The organism is Candidatus Bandiella woodruffii (assembly GCF_034359465.1).
Classification (GTDB): Bacteria; Pseudomonadota; Alphaproteobacteria; order Rickettsiales; family Midichloriaceae; genus NDG2.
The window spans coordinates 595,178-607,500 of the sequence record NZ_CP110820.1 but is presented as its reverse complement, the minus strand read 5'-3'; the positions used below and the strand labels follow the sequence as shown (position 1 = coordinate 607,500).

Below are 12,323 nucleotides of genomic sequence, written 5' to 3'. Positions count from 1 at the left end.
ATAATATGCTTCCTTTTTTTGTTTTTTCAATCTTAAGTTAGCCTATTGCCTTCTTTTTTACTACTCCTTATCCAAAACTCAGGTTAAATGTATTGGTCTATAACGTATCTCTTACCTTAGAGTAACTCTACTTTATCTCACTTTTCTAATCCAGAGTTTAGGTTACTAGAAGTGAATTTAGTTTTTTTGCTTCCATAAGCACATTATTTGCATGTCCATTGACATTTACTTTGTGCCAAATTTTTCTCAATACTCCATCTTTATCTATGAGAAATGTACTTCTTTCTATACCCATGTATTTTTTTCCAAACATACTTTTCTCCTTCCAAACCCCATATAGATTGCATATTGTTCCGTCTACATCAGACAGTAAGTCAAACTTTATGCACTGCTTTGTAATGAAATTTTTATGGCTTTTTGCATTATCCTTAGATACACCAACAATGATAGTGTTTATCTTTTTGAACTCTTCGAGTTTACTTGAAAAATCATTGCCTTGTATAGTGCATCCCGGGGTGGAGTCTTTTGGATAAAAATATAAAACCAAATTTTTCCCATAAAAATCTTTTAAAGAGACTTCTTTCCCATCAGAAGATGGTAATTTAAAATTTGGTGCTAAATTATTTTCTTTTAACTCTATCTGCATATTAACGCTCCATTGAATGTTCTTTTTGTGTGCTCCTTACGCTTATATCTCTCGCTCTTCTCGAATTTTTAACGCTTAACTTATCAGAGTTGTAGTGCGTGCCAAATTGCGAAGGTGCTTAACTATAGCTACTGTAACAGTACTTAGTCAATCAACTTCTTGCATTTTGAAGTTATTTGTTGTCTATAAATTTTCTAATTCCTAATTTATTACAGGTAGATTGAGGGCTTTGATGTCTAACAATATGTTCTTGGAGATAGGAGTGGCAGTTTTAGAACCCCATCCCCCATTTTCAATCACCGTTGAAATTACAAATCTTGGGTTATGAAATGGTGCAAATCCTACAAATAAACTGTTGTCTTGATATAAGGCGTTTTTACTATTGTGCTTTGTTCCGACCACTTGTGAAGTACCACTTTTGCCGGCAATTTGATATTCCGGATCTTCTATTCTTTCATTGTAGCCTGTACCGTTAGGGTCATAAAAAACTTTTAGTAAGGCTGCCCTCAATTTTACCAAATGCTGGTGGTTGACATTCAAGTTATCGACCATGGCTTCATCTAACTTCGAAGTGATTATTGATGAGGATAAATTTTTCTTTGCCGCAATTCTGGCTGTCATTTGCAACAACTGAATTGGCGTGGTTTCTACATATCCTTGCCCTATTGATGTGTTGATTGTATCCCCTGGGTACCAATTTAATTTGTACCTCCTTTTTTTCCACTCTTTGGTGGGTATCAACCCGGTCATTTCAAAAGGAAGCTCGATATTGGTTTTTTGAGACAGTCCTAATAGATTAGCTATTTCGTAGATTCTATTAATCCCCACCTTTAATGACTGTTCGAAAAAATACACATTGCAAGATTGAGCCAAGGCATTTTCAAGGTTCATATAACCATGCCCAGATTTCTTCCAACATCCATACACTGTATTACCTACCTTATGATATCCAGGGCAAAAAATTCTATGTTCTGGATCAAGTCCCTGCTTTAAAATTGCCAAAAACATAACCAACTTAAAAATTGATCCAGGGGGGTACTTGGCTGAAATGCACTTGTTAATCAAAGGATTTTGCTTATTTGTTTTTATCGTTTTCCAATCATCATGAGACAGTCCTTCGATAAAGATATTGGGATTAATTGTTGGGCTTGATACCAAACCAATAATCTTTTGGATGGTAAGGTCCATAACTACAATCGCTCCTGTATAGCCATGCATATGATTGCACAGTATGTTCTGCACATTATTGTTGATTGACAATTTTATATCATTCCCAGGAACGGAAGAAGAGAAGTCCACACTCCTTATAAAATTCCCTTTTGCGTCCACCTCTATTTTTTCCATACCGGGTTGACCTGTCAAGTCTTCGTTAAATTGTTTTTCTACCCCATCTTTTCCCACTGCGAAATCGTATTGCTTTTTAACATCACCTTCTTTTACATCGGTTTTATTTGTACTGCCTAAATATCCGGTAATGTGAAAAGCTTTCTCTTTTAATGGATAATATCTGATAAAACTTTCTTTTATTTCAGTTTCTATTAATTCTGGGTTGGCATCAAGTAAAATGGCATTCTGCAGAGATAAGTTTTCGAAAAGTTTGATTGGTTGAATATGAGAAATACCTTTGTTTTTGCTGGGGATTAATGAAATATTTACCTTTTGGTCAACCATAATGTCGTTTATTTTGGCCACTACCGTTTTTATTTGGGTTTTATACTCTCTTTTCAAAAGTAGTGCATATGTTTTTATGTTTTCCGCAAGAGCAACGCCATTACCATCTAATATTTGTCCCCTTTTAGGCTGAGTTAAAAAAATCCTCAGTCTATTTTTGTTTGAAAGCGTTTTATACTCATCAGAAGTGAGTATTTGAAGGTAGTAAAATCTACCAATCAAACAGCTGAGCAAAGTTGCTTTTACAGCCCCGGTTATCAATGCTCTTCTTGTAAATATTTTATATTTCTCTCTTTTATCTCGCATCACTTCTTGGCTTGAGATTATTTAACAAGTTTATTGATAAAATAATATATAGCAGGGAAGCAAGCTATAGTTATCAACGTTTTTTCAAAAGCTATCACTGTAAAAATTACATCACTACCTCGAATAAAGTTCAGTAAACTGTATTTGCACGGCAATAAAACTATATTTAGCAATGCAAATCCTACCCATTCAATTAACAAGTTTTCGTGTATATAAATTCTTTTCAGTTTGTCTATATAAAAGGCATATACAAAATACTGCATAACAGAGGTGCCTATATAATTTAGTTTTATCATATCATTGAGTAAGGATATTAGAACTAAGTTAAAGTAGCCTAGCGCTTCCTTATTTAAAGAGTAAGTTATGTATATAACAAGCGACAGCAACTCTGGTAAATGACCAGGCATAACGTTGAATGAAAATGGCGTAGATTGAGCTAATATCACAAAGATGATGAACAAGTTAGCTTTGAGTTTAATTGATAATTTCATATAAAAATATTAAATCAGCTTGTTAAAAAAGTATTCAGGTATATATATAAGGTAGAAATAGTAAAAGATAAAGCTGCTATAAAATGGAACATACAGAAGGACTAATTTGTTATCCGGTTTTGCCATTAAGAGATGTGGTGATGTTTCCCAAAATGATTATCCCTCTTTTTGTTGGTAGGGATAAGTCTATAAACGCACTACAGAACTTGGCGACTGGTAATACTATATTCCTAGTATCTCAAAAAGATGGCGGAAAAGACGCACCAAAAATTGGAGAGTTATATAAGGTTGGTGTGCTGTCAAAAGTTATGCAGATCATTAAGCTGCAGGATTCTTCTGTGAAGATTTTAGTTGAGGGTGTAACTAAAGCAAAGACAGTTAAGTTTTTAAATACCGGGGCTCATATCCAAGCATACATCAACCCTATACAAGATATATGCTCCAATGAACAAGAAAGCATAGTATTAAGGAACGCAGTTATAGACCTATTCGAAGAGTACTTAGGTATTAGTAAGAAAGCATCACAAGAGTCTTTCTCTAACATAGTTCAGATAAAAGACATAGTAAGTTTTAGCAATGCCTTATGCTCCCAAATTTACTTGTCTGTGGAAAAAAAACAACAGTTGCTTGAGCTTAACGATGTTAATAAAAAGTTGGAGAAGTTGATGATATTCATCAACTCAGAAATTGAGTTACTCAAAGCGGAGAACAAAATAAAGACCAGGGTCAAAACACAAATAGAGAAGAATCAGAAAGATTATTATTTGCAAGAGCAGTTGAAGGCAATCCACAAAGAATTGGGAGAAGAAGATTTAAAAGAAGAATTCAGTGAATTAAAAAGCACTATAGACAAATTAAAGCTCACCAAGGAAGCAAAAGAAAAGGCAAACGCGGAGCTTAAAAAGCTTAAAATGATGAACCCTATGTCTTCTGAAGCTACTGTCATAAGAAATTATTTGGATTGGATTGTAAATTTACCGTGGCAAAAGTTCACCGCTAATAACAAAGATTTGGCAAAAGCTCAAGAGGCACTGGATGAAGATCACTACGCATTAAACAAAATTAAGGAGAGGATTTTAGAGTACTTGGCTGTTAATGTGAAGTCCAAAAAACTTGGAGGCAGTATTATTTGTCTGGTTGGCCCTCCTGGGGTTGGGAAAACCTCTTTGGCAAAATCCATAGCAAAGGCAACAGGGCGTAATTTTGCCAAGATTACATTGGGTGGTCTTAGAGATGAGGCGGAGATCAAAGGGCATAGAAGGACCTATATTGGTTCAATGCCAGGCAAGATAATACAGGCTATGAAAAAAGCACAAAGCTCGAATCCTTTGATACTTTTGGATGAGATTGACAAGTTGGGCAGCGATTATAGAGGGGACCCAGCGTCAGCTCTGTTGGAAATCCTAGATACATCTCAAAACAAAAATTTTAATGACCATTATCTTGAAGTTGATTTTGATTTGTCAAAGGTGATGTTTGTTGCGACAGCAAATACCACAAACATACCAGGTCCTTTAATGGACAGGATGGAGTTGTTAAGGCTGTCTGGATATACGGAGAGCGACAAACTTTTGATAGCGAAAAAGCACTTGGTCCCTAAAGTTAGAGAGTCCCACTCTATGAGTGAGGCAGAATTGGATATAGACGATTCTGCGATTACAGATATCATCAGATATTACACCAGAGAAGCAGGTGTTAGAAACCTTAACAGAGAGATAGAAAAGATATTTAGAAAGGCTGTAAGAAAGGTTCTTTTAAAAGAAGTAGATAAGGTATCTGTATGTAGCGATAATTTGCAAGAATTTCTTGGTCCCCATAAGTTCAATTATGGAGAGATAGACAAGCAAAACCAAGTTGGTGTGACTAACGGACTTGCCTATACAACAGTTGGTGGAGATTTATTAGCCATTGAGGCTGTCAAATATAAGGGCAAAGGAAACGTTAAAATAACGGGCAAACTTGGTGATGTTATGAAAGAGTCTGTTCAGGCGGCTCACAGTTATATTCATTCCAAAGCAAAAGAGTATGGCATTGGTGAGGAAATGTTTCAGAAATATGACATTCACGTGCATTTTCCAGAAGGAGCGACCCCAAAAGATGGTCCTTCTGCGGGGATAGCAATTTCTACCTCTATAGTTTCAGTTCTAACCGGAATACCAGTTCAAAAAGATGTGGCAATGACTGGAGAGATAACCTTAAGAGGGAATGTGCTTGAAATTGGGGGGTTGAAAGAAAAATTATTAGCTGCTCTAAGAGCAGGTGTAAAAAAAGTGATGATTCCAAAGGATAATTGGAAAGACATTGAAGAAATGCCAGAAGAGGTGAAGAATAACATAGAGATAATGCCGGTCGCATCATTCGACGAGGTGGTATGGCATGCGCTTGAAACCCCAGTTAAAATTATTCCTAAGGTGACGTCTAAGGAACCAATCCTAAGCGAAGCCCAATATGGAAGTACACAAAAACATTGAAATTTTATGAAGTACGATAGCCAACAAGCCCAGACAGATAGTGTGGTCAAATCGCTTATTGATAGATTAGAAGAACTAAAAGCGGAAGATATTTCCGTCATAGAGTTTGAAAAAAACAAATGGTTATTTGATAAGGCATTAATAGCGACGGGTAGCTCCTCGCGCCATGTTGCAACTTTGGCGGACAAGTTATGCGACCTTCTCAAAGAAGAGTACTCTATTTTTACAAAGAGCGAGGGATATCAGGCTGCTGAATGGATATTAATAGATGCTGGTAGCGTTATAATAAACATATTTCAGGAAGAGACACGTAGGAAGTATGATTTAGAAGAAATATGGAAAAAGATTGGCTCGGCAGAAAAGGCGCTTAAATAGAAGCTGTATGTCTAGTCCATCCGTCAAAATAGGTTAAAGTATGGAAAAACGAGGGAATAAGTAGATAAAAGGGATCCCTAAATAAATATAGATGACAGTATGGCTCTGCCTAAATTATTAAAAAGTAGAATAATCGATGCTTTAATCATATCGATGGATTTGGAACATCGTCTAGTTCTGCGATTGAATCTTGCAAGATAATGTCGCAATAAAGAATTGTAACACTCAACTAATGATGTCCATGTGCCTTGGTCATAACATGTAGATTTGCGATCAAGAACTTGCCATATGGTGTGTTATTTTCACTTGTTGTAACTCAATGTTATTATACTCCGATAACTTGAAAAATTGGCGTCAAAATACTTCGGACTTCGCATTTCGTCACGTACTTTTGTACGCTCCTCATGCTCATCACTCGTATTCCTCGCTCTTTTCTAAGTTCTCTGTCGTCTATAAATTTCATCAACTCTTGATTTACGAGAGTATTATACTCAAAGTATTTTAAGAATTGGCAAGGAATTGAGTGCGGAGCATGAGGAGCGTACAATAGTGCGCAACGAAATGCCCAAGTAAGATATATTTGAGGCCAGATTTTCAAGTTATTGGAGTAATCGAGTAGAGAGATCCATTGCTGAATCTCCCTCTCACACACCACCGTACAAGCGATGTCGCATACGGCGGTTTCAGATTTGTGTTTAACAAAAGATGTATACATGGAAAATAGGTTGTTCCTCTCAAAATACTTTAAATTGAGAGCCTGGTGAGCAGCATGAGATAGAGATTTTCTCCACCAACCTTCTAGAGCAAGCAAGTGACCAGCTAGATCGCTGAGATACACCATGAGCAGTTAGAAAAGTTTTGATCGAGAATTTTCTTTTACGCTGTTTTATCCTGTAAGAACGAAGACGCCTTCTAATCCAACCGTCCAGATGCCACAGAGGCTTTGGAAAGTCGGAACACTTAAAATAGTGAAACCAGCCTCTCGTAGCTTGATTTAACTCTCTGATTATTGTATCAAATTTAACACCTCTACTTCTTTTGGTGATAAGGCGAACCTTATCTTTGAAGAGAGATATAGATTCTCTAGCAATAATAGCAGAGCCATCTGTTAACAATGTAAATCCAAGGAATTTACGGTCTTGAACAGAGCTAGTAGCACTTTTAGTAAGATTAACTTTAAGTTTGAGCTTACTGTTAAGAAACTTCGTTATAGATGTAAGTACTCTCTGTGCAGCATTCTTAGAAGTAACATAAATGTTACAATCATCAGCGTATCTGACGAAAGAGTGCTTACGTAAATGAAGCTCTCTATCAAGTTCATGAAGCAAGATATTGCTTAGAAGAGGGGAGAGCGGTCCACCCTGTGGGGTCCCTAGGTCTCTCTTGCTCATTAAGCCATTTTGCATCATGCCTGCGTTTAAGAACGATCTAATCAGCTTTAAGAGCTTCTTATCAGAGATAGAGCGTGCAATTAGAGACATTAAAATGTCATGATTGACGTTATCAAAGAAAGCTTCTATGTCCATATCCACCACCCATGATTTACCAGACTTTACAAATTCTTTAGCTTTGGACATAGCGCCTTGCGCAGAACGCTTAGGTCTAAATCCATAGCTATTGTCCGAAAAGTGTGGATCAAACAAAGGTGATAAAACTTGAACTATAGCTTGCTGCACCATTCTATCAATTACTGTAGGTATGCCAAGCAAACGGGTTTTACCATTAGGCTTGGGTATTTGTACTCCTCTAACACAGGAAGGAGTATATTTACCGTTGATAACTGAAGATTGGAGCTCTTGGATAATCTCATCTAAGGACTCTTGTACTTCATTGATAGTTCTTTTATCGATACCAGGTGCACCTTTATTGCGTTTTACTGCTTTAAAGGCACTTTTGAGATTTGCAGTTTTAACTACATCCCCAATTACATCTTTTGCAAGGTCCTGGGGTATTCTAATTGCTGAAGTTACTCTATGCGCCTCATGATCAACAGCTCCAGTACTGCCTTCACTATTTGATCCGTGGATGGTATTGCTATCTTTTGCTACCATATAACTCCAAAATTAAAATTCCAGTACCTAACAAATCTAATTCAGGCCTTCCTCAAGAGAGGTACCGATTCTCTTAAGTACTATGCCTTCTGCTGACTCCTTTTATCCTGTCCTCTACTATTGCTAGCAAAGTAGCTTATACTCAAGCTAGATAAAAGGCCTCCCGGGGTAAGATGCAAGACCTCCATAAGGCTGAACTTGGTTTACCGCTATACACTTCCGCATAGAGGCGGGCTATTCCAGTTAATGCTAGGTTGCCCAGTTATAACGGCCTACTACCAAGTTTCTGTTCGTTTCAGCCTTACTTTGCCGTCAGCTTCCTTCAGCCAACTCCTCACGAAGTTAACCTTGCCTCAGCTAATGGACCGCTCTATCTCAGCCCATAAGGGACTTGAACCCTTTGCTCTTACCTCATGCCCGGCGCACATATATTTAAATCGGTACTGGTTTATTTATGATCGCCTGCGCAGAATATCACGGCAATTTTAAAAAGCCTATTTTCCAATTTAACGATGTGAGGGATGTTCAGCTCATCTCCAACATGTGCAATTGCTGGGACTAAAGATTCTTGGGTGTTTTTAGCTTCTTTTACTTGCTTGTACTTCGACCTTGCCCCAATGGTTTCCAAATTGTGTAACCTATCAATTTCTTTGATCAGTAAAGCTTCATGAAGGGAGCGTTGAAAGATAAAATAAGGATAAATGTGATGGTTTGATTTAAGGAAGTTTGGGCCATGGTCTAAAAATTAACAAAAAATTGGTCTCCCCAAGAATTCAAAAGATTTTTTTTTTGAGGTGGGATATGGTAATTTTTAGCTTTTTATTGATTCTGCGAAGCGTGATTTTATGAGCTTACGCAGTAAGACCGTTAAACGTTTTAAAATTAAAGCAGATAGCATTCATAAATTCAGCAAACTGATTTTTGGCAATTCCTATGTATCGCAATCGTTTATTATCTTGAGAAAACACCCTCTCAAACGGAGCCCTTATGGAAGTATAGTATCGATCAAGGTCAAAATTCTTTTGCTTCATATTGTTTTTCTTGATGGCGCAAAAATGAATACCTCTGCTTTTAGCTGCATTCTTTGCTGGTGCAACACAATACCCTTTGTCAGCATAAACTGCTCCACTATTTGGTAAAACATGCGCAACTCCCTTTGCATCGGTAACATTAGCAGGCGTTATAGCAACCTTGTTGATCATTCCGGATTGAATATCTACGCTTACATGTTTTCTTATAGCCATACCAAAATTTACTACCACCCTTGCACCCTATTTTGGCTTGTTTATCATGTGCGACTTTAGATAATGTCGTCATGAGATTTGTGGTATAATATGAAAGAAAAGATAAATCAGGAGTAAAAATGGATTTAGGGCTACATAGGCATGATATAACAGATAATATGTGGGATTTGATAAAGGATCATTTGCCAGGAAGGGAAGGTACGTGGGGAGGTTTGGCACATAATAACAGAAGATTCATTAACGCAGTATTTTGGATATTAAGAACAGGTTCTCCCTGGAGAGATTTGCCTTCAGAATATGGAGGATGGAAAAATACACATAAAAGATTTTGCAGATGGAGAGACAAAAGGATATGGGAGGCTTTATTGGAGATATTTGTGAAAGAACCTGATATGGAATGGTTAATGATAGACGCAAGTCATAGTAAAGTGCATCCACATGCTTCAGGTGCAAAAGGCGGCAATCAAGATATGAGTCGTACAAAGGGGGGCTCAATACAAAGATTCACCTTGCCTTGGATTCACATGGTATGCCACTCAAAGTTATTATCACAAAAGGCTCAGAAGCTGATTGCAAGCAGGCTGTTAATCTTATTGAAGAGATGAAAGCTGAGTACTTACTAGCCGACAGAGGGTACGATGCTAATTACATAATTGACCATGCCCAAGAATTGGGCATGAGCGTTATTATTCCTCCTAAAAAAGAACAGAATCACCCAGAGAAAATACGATAAAGATTTATACAAAATAAGGCATATTGTAGAAAACACCTTTCTTCATCTTAAAAGATGGAGGGAAATTGCAACCAGATATGCTAAAAATTCAGCTTCTTTTCTTGCCGCAATTCAGATTAGATGCTTATCTCTTTGGCTTAAAATCTCATGACGACATTATCTAGGCAAGACTTCGTTGTTAAGTTTTTCATATTTTTGTTTTCTGGCTTCATCCCGCTCTTCCCATAAATTAGCTTTGGAGATCAAGTGACTTGCATCAACAAAAGTAAATACCTCGCTCATATATCCTTGAGATTTTAGTTGATCTCTAAAAATGGCAAAGATTTTTGATAACAAATTTGTTCCTATCTTTGAGCGGATTCTACTAAAAACGCTATAATCAGGTGTGGCTTCGGTTAAATCAAAATCACAAAACCACTTGGCTGCAACACTGTCACTCAAATATCTTTCTAGTTCACGATCTGACAAATCTTCCATAAACTGTAACAACAAGCATTTAAATAAACGTAAAACACCATATCCCTTATAATTAGCAGGAGATTCAATTCCCCTTCAGCTCTTGCTCTACTGCCCCAAAATTAAAACAGCTCCTTAAATTTGCGATATTGATGCTCACTACCAACCAATTGATCCAAACATACCATTATTATTTGATGCGCTGATGACATTTTTCTCTTCTTTTATTCTGTAATCCACTCCACTATACCTTTCTTTATTCCATCTTGCAACACTCCCATGATCTGCGGCTTCATGCAGTTTGTCCACCACTTCTTGTAAACTCAGCTTTTCAATTGTTTTACCATTTTTAACCTGCCTTTTATTAGTTAATCTGCCAACAATTTGGGCAACACGCGGATTAAACTCTTTTTCTATCAACTCAACTGTGCAGTCACTGTCCTCCACAACATCATGAAGTATTGCAGCTATGATTACATCGGTTTTTAGATAAAATTCCGTAATAATTTCAGCAACCGCAAACGGATGTGAATAAAATGGCTCTCCATTATCTCGAGGGGTTTGCCCAGCATGCCATTTTTAGCAAACGTAATGGCCTTTTTATCATCAGCACATTCAGTTTTTTTTCTCTCTTGCTGGGCTTTGTCCAGTATAATATTGATCAACTTTTGTTGATGTTCGCAATCTGTACTGTAAGCCATATACGCCTCTTTATCTTCAGCAAAGTCAGCATCCTCAACTTCTTCCATCAACGCAGTATCCGGGATGCCATCTTCGTTTGGATAGTTATGGTACCTTCCATTTTCTATCTCCAGTTTTCTTAGATATAATATCGCCCAAAAATAACTGATCAATACCGGCACAATCAAAAACCAAAGACCATAGTAGCCAAAAAAATTCAGTCAGTGGGATTAAGCTAAAAGCAGTCAATACCTTAGAGACAGGATTCGCACAACCAAATGCCAAAGCCATATAAGTAAACCGCTTTTCTACAGGGAAATATTTATATAAAATAGAGGATATCGTACTTAATTTGGGGATAGAGAACATAAATATTGTTGACTGCAACAAGAATAAAGAAAACGGGAGTGTTGCCATAAGATAGATAAGATGCTAAAATGAATATAGCGAGCAACAAAGAAAATAGAAATATGAATACAGAGTGTAAAAAATGCAGTAGCAGTAAATACGTTAAGAATGGTAATATTATGGGTATGCAAAGGTATAAATGCAAAGAGTGTATGTAATTTTACAAGCACTAAATTAAGAGGCTGTTCGCCAGAGATGAAGGCTCTGGCAGTGTTATTGTACAGCATGGGAAAAAAGTAGCTTTAGATGGCTAGGGAAATTATTTAAAGTAGCTCATACTAGCGTATATAAGTGGATAATACTGTATGCTAAAAAGATACCAAGACCAACAGTGCCGGAAGAATTGAGAGAGAAGTTGAAATAGATGAGATGTGGCATTTTGTAGATTCAAAAAAACAAATTATGGATATGGAAAGCCTATAGTAGGGAGCTCAAGAGAGTTGTTGCCTGGGTGGTTGGTAAGCGTAACGTTACAACCTTTAGAAAATTGTGGAAAATCATAAGTAGAGATAATTGCAGTTATTACACAGACGATTGGTCTGTTTATTCAGAGGTTATACCTCGCCATCAACATGTTGTTGGCAAACAACATACACTCTCAATTGAGTCCAATAACTCAAACACAAGGCACAGAATTGCAAGAATGACCAGAAAAACAAAGGTAGTTTCAAAATCTGAAGAAGTTGTCGATCTTACGATTAAGCTCTGGGTACATTTTGAGGATAACAATAATTTCCTAAGTGAGCAGGGCAATTTTATATCTATCTTTGGCTAACACTCTGATTTCCTA

15 protein-coding genes and 2 pseudogenes are annotated in these 12,323 nt (G+C 36.9%); 6 read left to right on the top strand and 11 right to left on the bottom strand.

Annotated elements, in window-relative coordinates; translation table 11 throughout:
• Positions 1–157: 157 nt before the first annotated feature.
• From bcp to Bandiella_RS03730, 3 genes are all read right to left on the bottom strand, one after another.
• Positions 158–640: a thioredoxin-dependent thiol peroxidase gene (gene bcp / locus Bandiella_RS03740; RefSeq protein WP_323733399.1), complete on the bottom strand. Its 483-nt coding sequence runs from the start codon at positions 638–640 to the stop codon at positions 158–160.
• Positions 641–847: 207 nt separating this feature from the next.
• On the bottom strand, positions 848–2,623 hold the full coding sequence (mrdA, locus tag Bandiella_RS03735) for a penicillin-binding protein 2 (RefSeq protein ID WP_323732444.1): 1,776 nt from the start codon (positions 2,621–2,623) through the stop codon (positions 848–850).
• Between the two features lie 17 nt (positions 2,624–2,640).
• A complete protein-coding gene (locus Bandiella_RS03730) occupies positions 2,641–3,114 on the bottom strand; it encodes a hypothetical protein (protein ID WP_323732443.1) in 474 nt (157 codons plus the stop codon).
• Positions 3,115–3,197: 83 nt separating this feature from the next.
• Between Bandiella_RS03730 and lon the strand changes: the two genes are divergently transcribed.
• The gene (gene lon, locus Bandiella_RS03725; RefSeq protein WP_323732442.1) at positions 3,198–5,585 is read left to right on the top strand and encodes an endopeptidase La; all 2,388 of its coding nucleotides are present in this window, start codon (positions 3,198–3,200) and stop codon (positions 5,583–5,585) included.
• Positions 5,586–5,591: 6 nt separating this feature from the next.
• On the top strand, positions 5,592–5,960 hold the full coding sequence (gene rsfS, locus Bandiella_RS03720) for a ribosome silencing factor (RefSeq protein ID WP_323732441.1): 369 nt from the start codon (positions 5,592–5,594) through the stop codon (positions 5,958–5,960).
• A 734-nt stretch (positions 5,961–6,694) separates the two neighbouring features.
• Here the strand turns inward: rsfS and ltrA are convergent.
• The 4 genes from ltrA to Bandiella_RS03700 all read right to left on the bottom strand — a co-directional run bounded on the left by ltrA (position 6,695) and on the right by Bandiella_RS03700 (position 9,328).
• Positions 6,695–8,011: a group II intron reverse transcriptase/maturase gene (ltrA, locus tag Bandiella_RS03715; protein ID WP_323732440.1), complete on the bottom strand. Its 1,317-nt coding sequence runs from the start codon at positions 8,009–8,011 to the stop codon at positions 6,695–6,697.
• Positions 8,012–8,459: 448 nt separating this feature from the next.
• A complete protein-coding gene (locus Bandiella_RS03710) occupies positions 8,460–8,639 on the bottom strand; it encodes a hypothetical protein (RefSeq protein ID WP_323732439.1) in 180 nt (59 codons plus the stop codon).
• Positions 8,640–8,862: 223 nt separating this feature from the next.
• Positions 8,863–9,213, bottom strand: a complete 351-nt coding sequence (locus Bandiella_RS03705; protein WP_323732438.1) for a transposase — start codon at positions 9,211–9,213, stop codon at positions 8,863–8,865.
• Positions 9,182–9,328, bottom strand: a complete 147-nt coding sequence (locus Bandiella_RS03700; RefSeq protein ID WP_323732437.1) for a hypothetical protein — start codon at positions 9,326–9,328, stop codon at positions 9,182–9,184. The genes Bandiella_RS03705 and Bandiella_RS03700 overlap by 32 nt, the downstream gene beginning before the upstream one ends.
• Before the next feature lie 46 nt (positions 9,329–9,374).
• Between Bandiella_RS03700 and Bandiella_RS03695 the strand changes: the two are divergent.
• A pseudogene (locus Bandiella_RS03695) lies at positions 9,375–10,139 on the top strand (IS5 family transposase).
• Between the two features lie 5 nt (positions 10,140–10,144).
• Here Bandiella_RS03695 and Bandiella_RS03690 read toward each other — a convergent pair.
• The 4 genes and pseudogenes from Bandiella_RS03690 to Bandiella_RS03675 all read right to left on the bottom strand — a co-directional run bounded on the left by Bandiella_RS03690 (position 10,145) and on the right by Bandiella_RS03675 (position 11,542).
• Positions 10,145–10,534, bottom strand: coding sequence for a transposase (locus Bandiella_RS03690; RefSeq protein ID WP_323733398.1), 390 nt, complete (start codon positions 10,532–10,534; stop codon positions 10,145–10,147).
• Positions 10,535–10,603: 69 nt separating this feature from the next.
• Positions 10,604–10,957, bottom strand: a pseudogene (locus Bandiella_RS03685) (HD domain-containing protein); the annotation flags it as partial.
• Positions 10,930–11,193 (bottom strand): hypothetical protein, encoded by a 264-nt coding sequence (locus Bandiella_RS03680; RefSeq protein ID WP_323732436.1) that lies wholly within the window; start codon positions 11,191–11,193, stop codon positions 10,930–10,932. The pseudogene Bandiella_RS03685 and the gene Bandiella_RS03680, both read right to left, overlap by 28 nt.
• Before the next feature lie 37 nt (positions 11,194–11,230).
• The gene (locus Bandiella_RS03675; RefSeq protein WP_323732435.1) at positions 11,231–11,542 is read right to left on the bottom strand and encodes a hypothetical protein; all 312 of its coding nucleotides are present in this window, start codon (positions 11,540–11,542) and stop codon (positions 11,231–11,233) included.
• A gap of 20 nt (positions 11,543–11,562) precedes the next feature.
• Here Bandiella_RS03675 and Bandiella_RS03670 point away from each other — a divergent pair, with 20 nt between their 5' ends.
• The 3 genes from Bandiella_RS03670 (at position 11,563) to Bandiella_RS03660 (ending at position 12,308) form a co-directional block, all read left to right on the top strand.
• Positions 11,563–11,691 (top strand): transposase-like zinc-binding domain-containing protein, encoded by a 129-nt coding sequence (locus Bandiella_RS03670; RefSeq protein ID WP_323732434.1) that lies wholly within the window; start codon positions 11,563–11,565, stop codon positions 11,689–11,691.
• Complete coding sequence (locus Bandiella_RS03665) at positions 11,642–11,773, top strand: hypothetical protein (protein ID WP_323732433.1); 132 nt, start codon at positions 11,642–11,644, stop codon at positions 11,771–11,773. The genes Bandiella_RS03670 and Bandiella_RS03665 overlap by 50 nt, the downstream gene beginning before the upstream one ends.
• Before the next feature lie 145 nt (positions 11,774–11,918).
• Positions 11,919–12,308 (top strand): IS1 family transposase, encoded by a 390-nt coding sequence (locus Bandiella_RS03660; protein ID WP_323733392.1) that lies wholly within the window; start codon positions 11,919–11,921, stop codon positions 12,306–12,308.
• Positions 12,309–12,323: the final 15 nt, after the last annotated feature.